Below are 16,361 nucleotides of genomic sequence, written 5' to 3'. Positions count from 1 at the left end.
TACCTCGCGCGCCGCGACCGGTCGATGCGCCCCTCATGCGCGCGGGTGTCCGCGCCGCCCCTTCCGAAAGGTCACAGCCCGTGTCTGTCCCCTCCCGATTCCTCGTGCACGAGACCCGCGCCGCGCGGGCCCTGCCCATCCCCGTGCCTCTCCCCGCCGTGGCCGAAGTGCTCGACACCGTCCGCGCCGAGCTGCGCGCCGCCGGCCGGCCCGCGTCCGATGCCGCGCTCAGCGTGGACGAGCAGGGGCAGCTCGTCGTCGCGTACGTCCTCGACCCGCGGGACGTCCGGTGAACGCCCCCGCCGCCGGCACCCGGCCGGACGTCGAGCAGCTGCTGCACCTGGTCGAGCGAGCCGAGCGTGGCACCCTGCTCCCGGCCGAGGCCGAGCTGCTGCGCGTCGGAATCACCGACCTGTCGCAGTACCGGGAGTGGTGCGGCGAGTGGAGCCGCCGGCACACCCGACTGCGCCGGATCGCGGCACAGCGGCTGCGCGCGCTCCAGCGGGCGCTCGGCCGGGCGCAGCGGGGCCGGCTCGCCGAGGTCGAGCTCGCCCGCCTGCAGGCCACCCTCGACGGCGCGCGGCCGGCGCCAGCCCGGCCGAGCGGCGCAGCGTACGAGCAGCTGCTCGCCGCCGAGCTGCTCGACGGGTGGGCACTCGCCCGCGCCGCGGCCCGCCTCGAACCCGTCGCCCGCCGCACCCGACGCGGCGCATAGACCGGCCCGGGCGTCCCCGTACCGCCACAGAGGGACGCCCGGGCTCACCAACTCGCCACCACCGCAACACTCTTGGGGGAATCCACATGTACCCATCCGCCCGCGTTCGTCGAGCGGTCGAGCAGCTTCGCACCGTGCGGGAGCACTGGGGGTCGCTGCTCGTCGCCATCGAAGCTGCACCCACCGCCGAGTGGCCGCCGGCACAGCTATCGACCCACCTCGCCCGGCAGGCCGCCGACGAGGTCGAGCTGCTCGTCGGCGACCGCGCGCCGCTCACCCTGCGCCAGCACCCGGCGCCGGCCAACCTCGACGCGCTCGACGCCGCGCTGCGGGTCGAGTCCCTGCTGTTCGATCTCGCCGACACACTCGCCGCCGCGGCGCAGCGCCCGATCGGCCGGCGCCTCGTGTCCAGCCCGGGCCGGCCCGCTGTGTGGACGGTCGACGAGGTCGACGCCGGCGACCCGCGCCGGTGGACCTACCGCAGCCCCACCGACCCCGGTAGCCGCCGGCACGGCCTGCACTGGGCCGCGGTGTGGGTCGAGGGTCGGCTGCTCGACGAGGACACGGAGCCGGAGCAGCACGCCGGCGCACACAGCCGCGGGCCGGCGCTGTTCGGCCTGCTGCCCGAGCACCTGCAGCACGAGGCCGTCAGGGTCGCCGGCCAGTGCGAGCGGCTCGTGCTCGTCGCGCTGCAGCTCGACGCGCGCTCGACCGGCATCGGCCGGCCGTGCCCGTGGTGCGCGGCCGAGCTGACCCTGCATACCGACCCGCACGGCGCCCCGCGGGTGACCTGCCCCACCGGGCCAAGCTGCCCAGCCCCGACCGGGGCCGACAAATACGGGCGGCGCACGTGGCGCGCGGCTGAGCTCGTTGAGCTGCTCGCCACCCTCGACGACGGACCACGCATCGAGCGCGCCGCATGAGGGGGATACCCCCGGCCAGCGGGCCCAGGCACGCGTCCGGGCGACGGCCCGTCACCTCTCTCGGTGACGGGCTGTTTCGCATCGCAGCACTCCCGATCCAATCAACCCCAGCAGTAGTCGTAGCCGCAGCGGCCAACACAACCAACACAGCCACCGGCACACGGGTCCAACGTCGGGCGGATCACCGCGGGGGCTGTCGCAGCTTCCGGCACCTCCGGAGGGTCGTCAACCGGCAGAACGTATCTGAACCACTCGGTTCGCATCCGAAGGAACGCGGCGAGGACGGGGTCGTCCGGGTCACCAAAGATCTCCCGATACAGCTTGCTGAACTCGCTCAGGTCTCAGTGGGCCTTCCGGGAGTCACTCATAGCAATGTCCTTTTTGATAGTGAATGCCCCTTTCCCGCAAGCTTGGGGCGGCAAACACCTCCACCCCTGCGGACAACCGGGTCTGCCGCCACCCGCCGTCGGCCCGCCCCGCACATCAGTCGCCCAGGCCGTTTGGGTGCAGCAACGTGACCGCGCCGGAGGTCGCAACCGTCTTCCACCTGCAGCACGAGGCCATCAGGGTTGTTGGCCAGTACGAGCGGCTCGTGCTCGTCGCCCTGCGGCTCGACGCGCGCTCGGCCGACACCGGCCGGCGGTGCCCGTGATGCGCGGACAGCTGACCCTGCACACCGACCCGCACCGCGCCCCGCAGGCCACCCGCCCCGCCGGGCCGACCCGCCCGGCCCCAACCAGCGTGGACGGCCATGGGCGGCAGTCGCGGCAGGCAGCCGAGCCCGTCGAGCCGCTGGAAGTTCTTGATCGCGCGGCCCAGGGCCGCCGTCGCTGAGTCGCCCAGAAAGCCGTCGCAGCCAGCTACTGCACCGAACAAGATCTTTTGCCGCGCCCCTGAGGCCAAGTTAGCGTCAAGGCATGGCCGACAACCGCATGCCACCGGTTGCACAGATCGAACGCCGCCCCCGCCGCGCCCCAGTGCGGCGGAGTAAGGGCCAGATCAAGAACTGGTGGCGCAGCTACAGACTGAGCGCCTTCAGGCGGATCATGTTCGTACTAGCGGTAGTCGCCATAGTGCTCGGTGTTACGCCCTACGTCTGGCTGGGCCAGACAGCGGGCTACTCGAAGTCTTATGCGATCCTCCTAGGCTTCTCCAACCCGCTAGAGGTTACCCATGGGTCACTTAGTCAGACCCTCGGCTGCATCCTTGGCGCAGTCGGGTGGATTGCGCTACCCACGGTAATCGGCATCTTCGCAGGCGAGCTGTTCGCGCGCCGCCTGGCAGCCATGAGGCGCGCGACACGTTCCGAGATCGAGACTCAGGTCATGCAGCTGATGAACAGCTACAGGAGCGCACCCATCGCGGCGGCACCGTCCAATGACGGGGATGAACAGTGAGTATCCGCAAGCTGTGGGACATGAGGAACGGCTCCGGCACGCCTGTCGAGGCTCAGTTCGCTAGAAGATTTATCGAAGTTCACACCGATGAGTTATATGCACAGGACTGCTGGGAACGTACCGTGGACCTCCAAGCCGACGAGGCGATTTGTCCCGACGGGCCGAAGCAGACATCGTGCTGCGAGCAAGAAGCCATGGCGTGCCTGGCTCCGATCCTGCAGTCGGCGAACCTCTGCCCGTGGTGCGAGGCAGAGAAGAACCAAAGGAGTGTGGAACATGCCGCCCAAGAGCAGCGTTAAGCACGGCTGCGACTACCCTGAGCGGCGCCACTCTGAGACGCCGAGTCATTACCTTCTGCGCATGGCCCACCCAGACGCGGGCGCTGACGCCCTTCGCGCAGGAGAGCTCACGCTTGCAGCGACCACGCTTGCGGAGATCCGAGAAGGAAACCTCCTGTCGGAGGTTTCCATCGAGAAGGCAGAGGCCGACCTCAAGGCCATCTTTGGGCCCACCGACCAGACCTAGCCTCACCCGCATACTCCAAAGACCTGGAGGCTGCACGTCTGTTCATCGCCGGCCAGCGCACAGGCGACACCTGGGCACGTCGGCTGGAAGCATCCAAACAAGCTTGCGCCGTTATCATTCCGTGACCTATATTTGGAGGCGCTCCCGGCGTGCCCGGAAGAACCCCAGACCTACGGCCCGTCACCTCCCCCCGGTGACGGGCCGTCGCACGTTCTACCGGCGGCCAACCCGGCGCGCCGGAACCGCGATCGCCGCGAACCCGCTGCCAAGCAACGGCACCGATGCTCCATCAAGCTGCGGATGCCACACGACGATAACGACCGTCACGACGGCCGCCAGCACCGAGCGCGTCAGCTCGATCACCAACGCCGGCGTCCAACCTCCCCTCGACGACGCGACCCGCCGCCGCCGTTCCATGCTGCCCACAGAGCACCCTCCCTCGCTGACTGAGTGATGGGCGGCGCCGCTCTGCGACCAGTCTGCCGGGACGAAAAATGCCTGCACAGCCGCCAAAAGATGGACCCATTTGGCGCAGCGGATACCGCCAAGAGATGGGCCTATTCGGGGAGCCGATACCGCCGAAAGAGTGAACGAGATCGACGCTCTTTCACCTCGATTTCGACAGCGAGTTGGGGGTCAACATGCGAGATCCGATCGGCGAAGACGACCGCGACCAAGTCCGCCGCCTGCACGCTGAAGGGCGCAGCCGCAACGCCATCGCCGCCGCGATCGGGCGCAGCAGCTCGACCGTGTCGAAGATCGCGCGCGAGTTGGGCCTGCCGTTCACCGGCGGCGCTCGGATTGCCGCGGCTACCGCTGCGCGGCAGGAGGATCTCGCGGCGCTGCGCCGCGACCTGACTGCCCGTCTGTACCGGCGGGCCGCAGCCAACTTGGACCGGGTCGAGGCCGACGAGTACGTGCGGGTCGAGCTGCTGCCGACCGGTGACACGGTCGAGGTGGTGAGCGATCACCCGCCAGCGCAGGACGAGAGGCACCACTCACAGGCCATCGGCGGCTATCTGACCAGTGCGGCACGGCTCGCCGAGATCGACGCCGGCACGTCCGGACACGAGGTGCGGTCGATGCTCACCGACTTGGCCAAGGGGCTGCGGGCTGCGTTCGCCGACGAGGACGAGGGGGCCGCGGACGGGGGGTGAGCTGTGCTCGACTCCCTTCCGCTGTCTCGCAAGCAGCTTCGGTCTGTGGCGCAGGCGCAGGCCCGGATCAACCTCTGGCACGGCGCCGTGCGAAGCGGCAAGACGGTGGCGAGCCTGCTCGCGTTCCTTCTGGCCGTGGCCGAGGCGTCGCGGTCCGGCCTGATCGTGATCGTTGGGCGCAGCCTGCAGACGATCGAGCGCAACGTGCTGGAGCCGCTCGCCGATCCGGCGCTGTTTGGGCCGGTCGCGGCGCAGGTCCGGCATACCCGCGGCGCGACAACCGCGGTCATCCTGGGCCGCACGGTGCACTTGATCGGCGCGGCGGATGCGCGGGCCGAGGGCCGGCTGCGTGGCCTGACTGCCTCGCTCGCGTACGTCGACGAGGCGACCCTGCTGCCAGAGGCTTTCTGGACCCAGCTACTCGCGCGCCTCTCGGTGCCCGGCGCCAAGCTGTTGGCGACCACCAACCCTGACAGTCCGCGCCACTGGCTCAAGGCCGGTTACCTCGACCGCGAGCACGAGCTCGACTTGAGGTCATGGCACTTCCGTCTCGCGGACAATCCCTCGCTGTCGCCGGCCTATGTGGCGTCGCTGCAGGCCGAGTACGTCGGTCTGTGGCGGCGGCGGATGATCGATGGTGCGTGGGTGGTGGCCGAGGGCGCGATCTACGACTGCTGGGACGAGCAGCAGCACGTCGTCGACGAGCTGCCGGCGATGTCCCGCTACTGGCTCGGCATCGACTACGGGACGACGAATCCTTTCGCCGCGATCCTGCTCGGGCTCGGCGACGACGGCCGGCTGTACGCCTGCGCTGAGTGGCGATACGACTCCCGCGCCCGGCGCCGGCAGATGACCGATGCGCAGTACAGCGCGGCCCTGCGCGGGTGGCTGGATGCGCTGCAGGTTGAGCCCGAGTGGACGTTCATTGACCCGTCGGCCGCCTCGTTCCTGGCACAGCTGTGGGAGGACGGGCACCCCGGGGTGACCCGGGCCCGTAACGACGTGTTGGACGGCATCCGGTCGACGTCGACCGCTCTCGCGTCCGGCCTGCTGCTCGTGCACCGCTCGTGCGAGGGGTTGCTCGGCGAGCTGCCCGGCTACTCATGGGACGCAACTGCCGCGGCGGCCGGCGAAGACCGACCGCTCAAGCGCGACGACCACTCGGCCGACGCGCTGCGCTACGTCGTCCACTCCACCGCCGCCGAGTGGCGGTACCTGATCTCCGACCTGCTGCAGGAGGTGACCCGTGCCGCTGCCTGACAACAACGTGCCGTGGCCGCCCCGGCAGTGGGCCGGCGAGCTCGCCGAGATGCGCATCGACGATGCGTGGTATTCCGGCGACCCGACCAAGCTCGCCACCGTCTACCGCGACCAGCCCGCCGAGCAGAGCGGCCGGCGCCGGCTGTGGGGACGCGACCGGACCCCGGCCCCGGGCCGGCCCGACACCCGGCTGCACATCCCCATGCCGGCCGACGTCGCCTGCACATCGGCCCGCCTGCTGTTCGCCGAACCGCCGACGCTCACCGTCGAGGACACCGCCACGCAGGCCCGCCTCGACGAGATCACCGACGCGACCGGGCTCGCGAACACCCTGCTCGAAGCGGCCGAGGTGTCCGCGGCTCTGGGCGGGGTGTACCTCTCTGCGGCATGGGATGCCGAGATCGGCCCGCGTCCGCTGCTCACCGCCGTGCACCACGACGCCGCCGTGCCCGAGATCCGGTTCGGGCACCTGGTCGCCGTCACGTTCTGGTCTGAGCTGGAGCGCACCGGCTCGCAGGTCCTGCGCCGGCTGGAGCGGCACGAGCGCGGGATGATCTCGCACGGCCTGTACCTGGGCACCGTCGACAATCTCGGCCGCGCCGTGCCGCTCACGGAGCACCCGACGACCGCGGCCTACGTCGACTCTCTTGGCCCGTCCGGTGTGATCGAGACCGGCATCGACACCGTGACCGCCGCCTATCTGCCCAACATCGGCCCCAACCGGAAGCACCGCGGTTCCCCGCTTGGCCGCTCCGACTTTCAGGGGGTGCACCACCTGTTCGACGCGCTCGACAGCGTGTGGACGTCGTGGATGCGCGACATCCGCCTCGCCCGGGCCCGGCTGATCGTGCCGGCCGGCTATCTCCGCGACCGCGGGCCGGGCAACGGGGCCACGTTCGACGAGGACCGGGACATCTGGCACGCCCTCGATATCCCGCCGACCGAGACCGGTGCCGGCATCACGCTGTCGCAGTTCGCGATCCGGGTCGAGGAGCACCAGCGGTCCGCCGACGCGCTCGTGCGGCAGATCGCCGAGAGCGCCGGCTACTCGGCGCAGACGTTCGGGCTCGACGGTGGATCAACCGCCATGACTGCCACGGAGGTTGACGCGCGCGAGCATCGGAGCATGACCACCCGGAAGACGAAAGCCCGCTACACCTGCCCGCCGCTGGCCGGGATTCTCGGCACGCTGCTGCAGCTGGACCGGGCGCTCGGCTTCTCCACCGTCACCCCCGAGCGGCCCCGAGTCGCCGTCGGGCCGGCGGTCGCCGAAGACCCAACGTCGACAGCACAGACGTTATCTCTCCTCGCGCAGGCGCAGGCCGTATCCACCGAGACGAAGGTGCGCATCCTGCACCCCGAGTGGGACCGCAATGCGGTCGCGGCCGAGGTGCAGCGCATCCACGCCGAGACCGGACTGGCCATTGCCGACCCGGTCCCGGCGTTCGTCAGCTGAGGGACGGCGGCACACCGATGAACGTGTCGCCGTCCTGGTAGGCAATGCCGATCCCGTGATCGGCGAGCAGTTCCTGCAGGTCCTCGTCGGGGAGGGAGGGCAGCAGCACCACGCGGCGCGGCATCTCGGGGTGCTCGTCGGTCTTCACGTACCGGCCGTAGTCGAGCAGCTGGCCGAGCGCCATGCGGACCGCCTCACGGGTGTTGGTGCCCTTGAGCTCGTACAGCACGTGGTCGGTCTGGTCGTACAGATCCGTGAGCAGGGTTGACGTTCGGCCCTTGATCTTGATCTGGAAGCGGCCGACGGTGTGCTGCTGCGCGGTGAGGTACGCCTCGAATGCGTCGCTGAGGTACGCCTCACGGCGCTGCGCCTCGACTTCCGGCACGGCGGACCGCTTGCCCTTTTTCTTCGTGTTCTTCTCCGGCTCGATGAGCTTGCAGGCGGTGATTGCCGCGGCGACCAGCTTCCCTCCGGTGACTGCTGCCGGCGGGATCTCGTCTTCGGCTACACGCTGCACGATGCCGACCGGACGCAGCCGGAAGACGATCGCACGCCGCGGCTGCTTGTCCTCGCCAAGGGATTCGCGGACGACGTAGGGCTTTGCCGTGTCGAGAGTGAACTCGCCGACGTACCGGTGCCGCTTGGTGCCGGTGCCCGGCACCGTGTCGACCGCGACGAACACATGCAGGCGACGACCAGCCTTGACGTGGTCCCGGACAGCAGCATTGTTACCGCCGTACTTGCCGGTGAAGGTCTGGTGTCCCTTCTTGCCTGCGCCCGTGTATTCGAAGATCGGGCCGACCTCGTCCTCTTCGGCGAGCCATCCGTCGTGGTACCCGAACGTGACTCCGACCTCGTGATCGGAGAACAGAGTGATGCTCTTCCGCTCGCGTGAGGGCACGATCCCACCACTGTTCCGGCTACCTCCGTAGACGGCACAGATCTGCGGGCGGGTGCCGATCTGTCCGAGCTTGAACTCGGCGGGCGCATTCGTCATGGACCGACGGTATCTGGCCGCGCTGACAACGCCGTTGGCCGTTGGGGGGTGATCGCGTGCCCGTCTCCCCGTGGATGGCTGAGGATCTCGCCGACCGGGTCCGGGACCTGTACGCCGATGCCGAGCAGCGTCTGCTCGGCATCGTGGCCAGGCAGCTCGCCGACGGATTCGAGGCCCCTGGGTGGGCGGTCGCCAAGTTGGCGGACGTGCAGCCGCTGCGCCGTGCGGCGCAGGGCGTCGTCGACGCGCTCGGCACCGCCATGACGACCGAGGTGCACGACGTCGTCGCGGAGGCTTTCAACCGCGGCGCCCGTACGGGCCTGGCCGAGCTCGGCGCCCTGGCCGACGTCGACGCCGCGCGCATCGCGGAGTCGACGCCGGCCGGCCGCGCCGTCGACCGGCTCGCCGCCGAAACGATCGAGCTCGTCACCGCCACGCATCGCGGCATCCTGCGCGGCGTCGAGGACGGATACCGACAGGTCGTCTCCGAGGTCGCCGCTACTCCCCTGCTCGGCATCGACACCCGCCGCCAGGCAGCCGCCCGCGCCATGGAGCGATTCGCCGACCGCGGCCTGAAATCCTTCGTGGACCGGTCCGGCCGGGCATGGCAGATGACGAGCTACGCCGAGATGGCCGTGCGAACCGCCGTCGGCCGCGCCGCGGTCGCCGGCCAAACCGACCGGCTGCAGGCCGCCGGCGTCGACCTGGTCATCGTGTCCAACGCCCCCCGCGAGTGCCCCCTGTGCCGCAAGTGGGAGGGCAAACTGTTGACCCTGTCCGGCCCGGACGGGCGGCACGAGGTCGAGGTCGAGCACGCCACCGACGACGGCCGCATGCTGCGCGTGTGGGTCGCCGGCAGCGTCGAGGAAGCCCGCAAGGCGGGATTCCAGCACCCCAACTGCCGACACAGCCTCTCGGCGTACACCCCGGGCGTGACGTCGATCGTGCCGCCGATGCGCTCGGACGGCACCGGCTACGAGGCCGGCCAGAGGCAGCGCGCGATCGAGCGCCAGATCCGCAAGTACAAGAACCGCGCCGCCGGCGCCATGACCCCCGAAGCGCGGCAGGTAGCCGAGCAGCGCGTGCGCGACTGGCAGGGCCGGATGCGCGAGCATCTCGCCGCACACCCCGACCTGAAACGACTCCGGTACCGGGAGCAGCCCGGGGCCGGCAACCTGCCCGAGCCCCGCCGGCCGCTCGACCCGGATTCGGTCGAGGCCGCCCGGGTGCGGGCCGGCGACCACCGGACGCCGGCCGAGATGAGCGACGAGCAGCTCGGCGCCGCCATGCGGCACGGCACCCTCGACGAGCGCGACCGCGCCCGCATCGAGGCCGAAGCGAGCCGGCGCGACGAGCAGCAGCTGCTCGACCGCATCCGGTCCGGCGGCCGACTCGCCGAGAACCTCGTCGAGTTCGGCGACGACGAGCTCGCCCGCGCGCTGCCGCTGCTCGACGACCGCGGGGTACTGCGGGTGGCGGCCGAGCTGGACCGGCGCGACATCGACGCCGCCCTGCCCGGCGCCCGCCGCGACCTGATCGCCATGTCCGAGCGGCAGCTCGCCGAACGAGCCCGGCACGCCACCGGCGACGAGCTCGCCCAGCTCGCCGCGGAGGCGGACCGCCGGCAGCTGCTCGCGCAGGTGTTCCCCGGCGGCCGGCTGCGCGACGACCTGTCCACCATGGCCGACGACGTGCTCGGCTGGGCGATGCGCTACACCGACCCGTCCGAGGCGGCGAGCATCGCCGACGAGCTCGACCGCCGATACCCCGTCACCCCGCCCGCCCCGGCGGCCGGGCACGGCGTCGAGGCGCAGCTCGCGAACCGGGCAGCCCTCGACGACGCGCTGCGCCCGGGCTCCCGGATGGACGACTGGTCGTGGATCGACCAGGCGCCCGACGAACACCCGTGGGACCGCCTCCCGGCGGCCGAGCGGTGGCTCGCCGAACGGGAGTGGAGGGAGGCCGGCAACCGAAGCGCGTTCAGCCGCGAGCAGGTGCGGCAGATGTACGACGAGTTCGTGTATCAGCAGTGGCTCGATGCTGAGGAGTGGTGCCGCGGCTACCTGCTCACCAAGAGGGCCGAGCGCGACGGCGTCGACCCGCTCTCGCTGTTCAGTGGGCCCGCCCACATCGCCTACGCCCGCGCATCCGAGGAGCTGAAAAGGTATTGGGCCGAGGTCAGCCCCCGGACCACGCTCGCCGAGTACACCGAGCAGCTCACCGGCGTGCGCTCGGCCGCCGCCGACACCGCCCGCAAGAGCGGTGCCGACGTCCGCAACCGCTTCTGACAGGGGGTGCCATGGGATTTCGAGGCGACGCTGTGCGCGCCGCGGCAGCGGGCCGCGACGCCGCCCGAGCCGGACAGTCGGTGACCGTGTGCCCGCACCCGCGCGAGTCCCTGCTGCGGCTCGCGTGGGTCCGCGGGTACGCCGCCGAACGGCCCACCTTCCTACTTGCCGAGCAAAATCGCTGGGGTCCAGGCGACCAGTAATTGTCAGTAGTGCCAAGTAAGTTGGGATGATGGTCCCACCGAGTCCCCGCAGGGATGACCCCAACCGACCGCCTGCGTGCTGGTCATGGCGCGTCAACGATCGATTCCGCAACCACGTCGAGTGGTACGGCTCCGACAGCTTCTCCCCCGATCTCTCAGTCCGGCGTGATCAACTCATGTCCGTCATGCTGGAGTGGCAGAAATGGCGGTGTGCCATCTGCGGGAAGGGACTCCGAGCAATACGCGGTCCACTGGAGCGAGACCACGACCACAGGACGAACCTCATGCGCGGTTGGCTCTGCGGCGGCTGCAACAAGGCCGAGGGGCGCGCGTCGACCAAGGCTCCTCGTTACGTCAACTACCGCGCAAGGAACCCCGCCTCCATCCTCGGAGTAGAGATCCCGTACACGTCGAGCTGGGCCCGCACCGTGCCCACTGCGGCTCAAGGAATGCTCGCCGACGACTACCGTCGCATCACCACTCGATACAACGACCTGGCACAGGCCGGAGGCGACCCGGCTGCGCTGATCGAGGAACTCAAGCAGCTTTGTGATCGTCTCGCGCACCACACCGGCATAACCGCCTAAGCACGAGATGCAGGGCCCGCACCCGTCCCGGGGCGGGCCCTTTCCCATATCCGCACGCACCCCGGAGGACCCAACAACCATGCCCGCAACGGCACTCCCCATCCACCCGTACACCGGCCTGCAGGCGATCGGCCTGCGCCGTGACGGCCGCCCGATCTGGCCCGTCCGAGGCGGCTCCGGCGAGGGAAGCGACCCCACCACGCCGCCGGCCCCGACCCCCGCGACCGGCGACCCGACCACGCCCGCGATGCCGGCCCCGGCCGCCCCACCGGCCGAGCCGGGCCCGACCGCCGAGCAGCTGGCCGAAGCGCAGCGCCAGGCCACCGAGGCGGCCGAGCAGCGCGACCAGCTGCAGGCCGCCCTCGACGCGATCAACAAGGCGATCAACCCCGACGCGACCGGCGCGGAGTCCGATCCGGCACAGCTCGCCGCCGCCGTGGCCGACCGTGACCGGCAGCTCGCCGGCCTGGGCGAGCAGCTGCGCGCCGCGCGGGTCGAGCTCGCCGCGCACAAGGCGGCCGAGACCGCCGGCGCGCGCCCCGACCGGCTCCTCAACAGCCGCGCGTTCGTCGCCGCGCTGTCCGCCCTCGACCCGTCCGACGCGCAGTTCGACACGGCGCTGCAGGCCGCGATCACGGCCGCCGTTGAGAGCGACCCCGAGCTCTACCGCGCCACCACCGCGCCGGCCCGGTCCGGCGGCGAGTTCCGCGGCGCGCCCACCACCCGCCCACAGCCGGCATCGCTGCTCGAAGCGATCTCGGCCCGGCTCAACAAGTAAGGAGGCACCCGCCTTATGGCTATCACCCTGGCCGACGCGCGGCTCAACGCGCAGGACGACGTCGACATGCAGGTGATCGACGAGTTCCGGAAGTCGAGTTGGCTGCTCGACAACCTCACCTTCGACAACGTCGTGAACCCCGCCGGTGGCGGCGCGACCCTCACCTACGGATACACCCGGCTCGTGGCGGAGCGCGGCGCGCAGTTCCGCCCGATCGGCACGGAGTACCCCAAGCAGCAGGCCAAGCGGCAGCGGTACACGGTCGACCTGTCGCCGCTCGGCGGTAGCTTCGAGATCGACCGCACGCTCGCGAACCTGGGCCCCGCCGCCACGGCGGAAGTCGCGTTCCAGATGGACCAGACGATCAAGAGCGCGAACGCGTTCTTCTCCGACCAGGTGATCAACGGCAAGCGGATCGCAACCCCGGGCGCTGAGGCCGGTTTCGACGGCCTCGACCGCGCGCTCGCCGGAAGCTCCACCGAGATGGGCGCCGGCGCCTCCCTCGACTGGACCGGCGCCACGCTCGGCACCGATCCGGGCAAGATTCACGCCGCGCTCGACGTCCTCGACGAGTTCCTCGGGCTACTCGACGGCACCCCGTCGGGCCTGCTCGGCAACAAGAAGACCATTGCCCGGGTGCGCAGCCTGGCGCGGCGGGCCGGCTACTACAGCCGCACCGAGAACGCGTTCGGCCAGACGATCGAGAGCTACAACGGCGTCCCGTTCGTCGACCTGGGTGCGGTCGCGGGCAGCTCCAACCCCGTGATCCCGATCGAGAGCCGGGACGTCGACGGCGCCGGCCCCGGTACCGCGATCATGGGCCTTACCGACCTGTACGCGGTCCGCCTGGGCCTCGACGGTTTCCACGGCGTGAGCACGACCGGCAACGCGATCGTGCGGCAGTGGCTGCCGGATTTCTCAACGAGTGGCGCGGTCAAGACTGGTGAGGTCGAGCTCGGTCCGGTGGCGGTCGCGCTCAAGGCGACCAAGGCCGCGGCGGTTCTGCGGAACATCAAGGTGCAGTGATGCGGTACTCGATCACCGCGCCGACCACGGACGACGAGACGATCGCCGGCGTCCACTTCGCCGCCGGCTGCGCCACCGCCACCGACCCCGACGAGGGGGCGCTGCTGTACTTCCGTCGCCACGGCTACGAGGTCGAGCAGCTCGACGACGACCCCGGCGACGCTGGCACCGAGGACACCGGCATGTGGCCGGCGGGCGACAGCTCGCCGGCCCCTTCCACATCCAAGGGGCGCACCGCCCGCGCCAAGTAGAGGGGGTGACCGTGGCACGCGCCTATGCCACCCCGGAGCAGCTCGCCGCGTGGCTCGGCCAGCCGGCGCCGTCGGACGCCGAGCGGCTGCTCGCCCGTGCGTCCGATGACATCGACGCCGGACTGCTCACCGCCCGCTACCCGGTCGACCCGGCCGGCGTTCCCACCGACCCCGTGCACGTGGCTGCCCTCGCCGACTCGGTCTGTGCGCAGGTCGAGTATCAGCTCGCCGCGGGAGAGGACGGCACCGGCGCGTCGGCCCGCTGGTCGAGCGTGAGCGCCGGCTCGATCAGCTTGTCGGCGAGCAGCCCCGGCCCGGCCGGCGGCGCCGTCGACCTGGCACCGCGGGCACGCCGCGCCCTGCAGCGAGCCGGACTGACCGGACACGGGGTGCACCCATGGTGAGCCGCGTACCGGGGTGGCTGCTGCGCCACCGGATCACCGTCGAGCCCTACCTCGGGGATTCGGCGTATGGACCCGTCTACGGCCCGCCGGTGGCCGACGTGCCCGCGCTCGTCTCCGACACGGTCCGACTCGTCAGGGCCCCGGACGGCCGGCAGGTCGTCAGCTCGGCGCAGGTCTTGCTCGGCCTCGACGCTGTCGTGCCGCCCGGCTCTCGGATCACGCTCCCATCCGGCCGGATCACGACCCCAATCACCGTCGCCACGGTCGACGCCCCGGGCCTGCCCGTGCCCGCCCACCTGGAGGTGAGCTGCGAATGAGCCCAAGCCGCGCCCGGATTACGTGGACCGGTGACGCCGTCCTGCAGGCCGAGCGCGCCGGCGCTGCCCTCGGCCTGTTCGCCGCCGCCGAGCACGTGCTACAGCGGTCCCGCGAGCGCGTGCCGATCGAAGAGGGCACCCTCGAACGCTCCGGGGTCGCGTCCATCAACGAGCAGCAGCTGACCGCCGCCGTGTCCTACGACACCCAGTACGCCGTCCGGGTGCACGAGGACATGAACGCCCGGCACGACGCCGGCCGGAGCGCGAAGTACCTCGAACGCCCGCTCGCCGAAGAGGCCGGGACGGTCAAGCAGATCATCGCTGCAGCAGTACGGCAGGCCCTCCACTAGTGCTGTGATCCTGCGCCTGCGGCCCCTGACCAGCTCCACCGCCATCGCGCCCTTCTGAGCTGGACGTCTCACACCGTCTAACCAGTCGAGCGGCCCACCCGTCAGGTCAGTGTGCTATGTAATTCATTCTGACCCGTAAGCACTGATTGATGATCAGAGTAGCCGGACCAATGGTGAGGGACTGAATGAGACCCGAAAGAAAGCTCCTTTCGCACGGCGTTAATGAAGTCGTCAAGGGCCTGGTAAGCCGGACGCCACTCCTCCCGAAATCTCTCAACGGTAAATGTTTCAGAATCGCGCACATGGACGAATAGCTCGTGGATCCTATCGTCCAACTCTCTAGCCTTTAACGCGACAGGCTCGGGAGTATAAAGCCATACGGAGGTCAGCGCGCCATTCCACGCGATGCCAGCTCTATAGATGCTTTCAATCGCATCGCATCGCTCCTTTGAGTTCGAAGCTGTGCAGCCCATTTCACGAATCAGATCGAGGATCTTATAGAATTCTTTCCCGAGCTCCTGGCACGCCTGAACTCGCCGGTCCCTCTGCCACCGCTCCGACTCTCGCCTCGCATCCGAAAGCCGCCCCGCAAGTAGACCGACAAGGCCGAACCCGGCAGCAATTAACGTGGCAATGGCTGGCTGCATTGCGCAACTCCATATCAACGACATAAACTGTGAATCTACCGTCGATTACAATTCTTCCTCCCAGTTGCCGGCTTCCCGCGAGAGATGCCTAATGAGGAGGTAGTCACAGGAGCTGGTGAGTGTCTGAATGCAGAAACCCTGCGCCTGAGCGTCAATGAGCGCTGTGCGCAGCGCATGTCGCCAGCGTCCGGCACGTGCGGGGTCCTCGCGGCGCATGGTCTCGATGTCCGGAGGGATGGCACACAACTGCTGCGTTCTGAAATGAGCGACGAGCAGCTCCGGCTCGCCATCCATCCCTTTGTCCAGTCGGCGCCACGCACCGGGCCTTACGATCGGCTCTGGAGCCTTTCTGTATGGCATACAGTCGAGAAGTTCGATGACGTCGGGGGCAAACAGTGGCCAGATGACGAATAGTCGATCACTGGCTTGATCAGCGTTGATCCCGTCATCCAGGGAGTTGATCCCGTCATCGAGGGAACCGTAAAAGTCGACCAGATACTCAGCGGCTCTGGCGCCAAGCTTCACAAGGTTGAAGTGCGCATTTCGGCGCACTAATGGGTCAAAGGTCCAGGTCACTGTGTTGATATCGCGGCGCATAGCCCACACCCGCAGGTTCAGCTTCAAGGCGAAGCCGATTCCCTGGCTTCGCACCCCAGGGCGAACACCCGTGATGTGACAGTGCAGGGAGAGCTCATCGCGCCAACCAAGGAAGGCAGCACAGGCCCCGAGCAACTCGCCACCCCTGAATGCCCCTACGATGTAGTTCCCCTCATGAGCCAGCGCGCGCAGAATGGCGGAATTAACCGGCTCGGCAGGTCCGGTTTTCCATATATCAGAAAACAGCTTGGCCATCATCTTGAGGGTGGGAACGTCGGCGACTTCTCGTATCTCGACACCGGCATGTGTTTCCGCTGCAGCTGCAGCGACAGCTGCCCGGTCGAGCATGTCAGAGCGGAGCGTCACCAGTGGGGCTTTGTCATCCATGTGGGAGTCCTCCGAGACGGGAGGCTTGGATGCCACATTCGTCAGGTGCAACCACTTTCAACCTGCCCAACCAGCAGTCCTTGTGCAAGTCGATCA

Annotated in this window: 22 protein-coding genes; 19 read left to right on the top strand and 3 right to left on the bottom strand. The window is 69.5% G+C overall.

The window, feature by feature from the left end; translation table 11 throughout:
* Positions 1 to 80: 80 nt before the first annotated feature.
* The 7 genes from IE98_RS0121345 (at position 81) to IE98_RS0121320 (ending at position 3,560) form a co-directional block, all read left to right on the top strand.
* The gene (locus IE98_RS0121345; RefSeq protein ID WP_159401005.1) at positions 81 to 293 is read left to right on the top strand and encodes a hypothetical protein; all 213 of its coding nucleotides are present in this window, start codon (positions 81 to 83) and stop codon (positions 291 to 293) included.
* Complete coding sequence (locus IE98_RS48140; RefSeq protein ID WP_030271222.1) at positions 290 to 715, top strand: hypothetical protein; 426 nt, start codon at positions 290 to 292, stop codon at positions 713 to 715. The genes IE98_RS0121345 and IE98_RS48140 overlap by 4 nt, the downstream gene beginning before the upstream one ends.
* Before the next feature lie 134 nt (positions 716 to 849).
* A complete protein-coding gene (locus tag IE98_RS0121335) occupies positions 850 to 1,638 on the top strand; it encodes a hypothetical protein (RefSeq protein ID WP_052390771.1) in 789 nt (262 codons plus the stop codon).
* Positions 1,639 to 2,152: 514 nt separating this feature from the next.
* Positions 2,153 to 2,290: a hypothetical protein gene (locus IE98_RS49300; protein WP_159401004.1), complete on the top strand. Its 138-nt coding sequence runs from the start codon at positions 2,153 to 2,155 to the stop codon at positions 2,288 to 2,290.
* Positions 2,290 to 2,472, top strand: a complete 183-nt coding sequence (locus tag IE98_RS49295; protein WP_159401003.1) for a hypothetical protein — start codon at positions 2,290 to 2,292, stop codon at positions 2,470 to 2,472. Before IE98_RS49300 ends, IE98_RS49295 begins: the two co-directional genes overlap by 1 nt.
* 83 nt (positions 2,473 to 2,555) lie before the next feature.
* The gene (locus IE98_RS0121325; RefSeq protein ID WP_159401002.1) at positions 2,556 to 3,035 is read left to right on the top strand and encodes a hypothetical protein; all 480 of its coding nucleotides are present in this window, start codon (positions 2,556 to 2,558) and stop codon (positions 3,033 to 3,035) included.
* 276 nt (positions 3,036 to 3,311) lie between these two features.
* A complete protein-coding gene (locus IE98_RS0121320) occupies positions 3,312 to 3,560 on the top strand; it encodes a hypothetical protein (RefSeq protein ID WP_030271217.1) in 249 nt (82 codons plus the stop codon).
* A gap of 213 nt (positions 3,561 to 3,773) precedes the next feature.
* Here the strand turns inward: IE98_RS0121320 and IE98_RS0121315 are convergent, their stop codons facing one another.
* Entirely contained in the window at positions 3,774 to 3,923 is a 150-nt protein-coding gene (locus IE98_RS0121315; RefSeq protein WP_159401001.1) for a hypothetical protein, read from the bottom strand.
* A 278-nt stretch (positions 3,924 to 4,201) separates the two neighbouring features.
* Between IE98_RS0121315 and IE98_RS0121310 the strand changes: the two genes are divergently transcribed.
* The 3 genes from IE98_RS0121310 to IE98_RS0121300 are packed head-to-tail and all read left to right on the top strand — an operon-like array spanning position 4,202 to position 7,433.
* A complete protein-coding gene (locus tag IE98_RS0121310) occupies positions 4,202 to 4,717 on the top strand; it encodes a helix-turn-helix domain-containing protein (RefSeq protein ID WP_030271214.1) in 516 nt (171 codons plus the stop codon).
* A 3-nt stretch (positions 4,718 to 4,720) separates the two neighbouring features.
* On the top strand, positions 4,721 to 5,977 hold the full coding sequence (locus tag IE98_RS0121305; RefSeq protein ID WP_030271212.1) for a PBSX family phage terminase large subunit: 1,257 nt from the start codon (positions 4,721 to 4,723) through the stop codon (positions 5,975 to 5,977).
* Positions 5,964 to 7,433, top strand: a complete 1,470-nt coding sequence (locus IE98_RS0121300; protein WP_030271210.1) for a phage portal protein — start codon at positions 5,964 to 5,966, stop codon at positions 7,431 to 7,433. Before IE98_RS0121305 ends, IE98_RS0121300 begins: the two co-directional genes overlap by 14 nt.
* Here IE98_RS0121300 and IE98_RS0121295 read toward each other — a convergent pair.
* Positions 7,426 to 8,430 carry a hypothetical protein gene (locus IE98_RS0121295; protein WP_052390770.1) on the bottom strand — a complete coding sequence of 335 codons (1,005 nt, stop codon included), beginning with the start codon at positions 8,428 to 8,430 and terminating at the stop codon, positions 7,426 to 7,428. The genes IE98_RS0121300 and IE98_RS0121295 overlap by 8 nt on opposite strands.
* A 74-nt stretch (positions 8,431 to 8,504) precedes the next feature.
* Between IE98_RS0121295 and IE98_RS0121290 the strand changes: the two genes are divergently transcribed.
* From IE98_RS0121290 to IE98_RS0121255, 9 genes are all read left to right on the top strand, one after another.
* Complete coding sequence (locus IE98_RS0121290) at positions 8,505 to 10,718, top strand: phage minor capsid protein (RefSeq protein WP_030271205.1); 2,214 nt, start codon at positions 8,505 to 8,507, stop codon at positions 10,716 to 10,718.
* An 11-nt stretch (positions 10,719 to 10,729) separates the two neighbouring features.
* A complete protein-coding gene (locus tag IE98_RS52280; RefSeq protein WP_078661184.1) occupies positions 10,730 to 10,921 on the top strand; it encodes an Rmf/CrpP fold protein in 192 nt (63 codons plus the stop codon).
* A 26-nt stretch (positions 10,922 to 10,947) separates the two neighbouring features.
* The gene (locus tag IE98_RS46570; RefSeq protein ID WP_078661183.1) at positions 10,948 to 11,508 is read left to right on the top strand and encodes an endonuclease domain-containing protein; all 561 of its coding nucleotides are present in this window, start codon (positions 10,948 to 10,950) and stop codon (positions 11,506 to 11,508) included.
* Positions 11,509 to 11,587: 79 nt separating this feature from the next.
* Complete coding sequence (locus tag IE98_RS0121280) at positions 11,588 to 12,286, top strand: hypothetical protein (protein ID WP_030271202.1); 699 nt, start codon at positions 11,588 to 11,590, stop codon at positions 12,284 to 12,286.
* 15 nt (positions 12,287 to 12,301) lie between these two features.
* Positions 12,302 to 13,312: a major capsid protein gene (locus tag IE98_RS0121275; protein WP_030271200.1), complete on the top strand. Its 1,011-nt coding sequence runs from the start codon at positions 12,302 to 12,304 to the stop codon at positions 13,310 to 13,312.
* Positions 13,312 to 13,563, top strand: a complete 252-nt coding sequence (locus IE98_RS0121270) for a hypothetical protein (protein WP_030271198.1) — start codon at positions 13,312 to 13,314, stop codon at positions 13,561 to 13,563. The genes IE98_RS0121275 and IE98_RS0121270 overlap by 1 nt, the downstream gene beginning before the upstream one ends.
* Before the next feature lie 11 nt (positions 13,564 to 13,574).
* A complete protein-coding gene (locus IE98_RS0121265) occupies positions 13,575 to 13,967 on the top strand; it encodes a hypothetical protein (RefSeq protein ID WP_030271196.1) in 393 nt (130 codons plus the stop codon).
* Positions 13,961 to 14,284, top strand: a complete 324-nt coding sequence (locus IE98_RS0121260) for a hypothetical protein (RefSeq protein WP_324605791.1) — start codon at positions 13,961 to 13,963, stop codon at positions 14,282 to 14,284. Before IE98_RS0121265 ends, IE98_RS0121260 begins: the two co-directional genes overlap by 7 nt.
* Positions 14,281 to 14,634, top strand: a complete 354-nt coding sequence (locus tag IE98_RS0121255; protein WP_030271193.1) for a hypothetical protein — start codon at positions 14,281 to 14,283, stop codon at positions 14,632 to 14,634. Before IE98_RS0121260 ends, IE98_RS0121255 begins: the two co-directional genes overlap by 4 nt.
* Before the next feature lie 692 nt (positions 14,635 to 15,326).
* Here the strand turns inward: IE98_RS0121255 and IE98_RS0121250 are convergent.
* Entirely contained in the window at positions 15,327 to 16,265 is a 939-nt protein-coding gene (locus IE98_RS0121250) for a GNAT family N-acetyltransferase (RefSeq protein ID WP_052390769.1), read from the bottom strand.
* Positions 16,266 to 16,361: the final 96 nt, after the last annotated feature.

Source organism: Streptomyces sp. NRRL B-24484, assembly GCF_000717715.1.
Taxonomy (GTDB): domain Bacteria; phylum Actinomycetota; class Actinomycetes; order Streptomycetales; family Streptomycetaceae; genus Kitasatospora.
The sequence above is the reverse complement of the archived record's forward strand: the minus strand, read 5'-3'. Positions and strand labels throughout refer to the sequence as shown.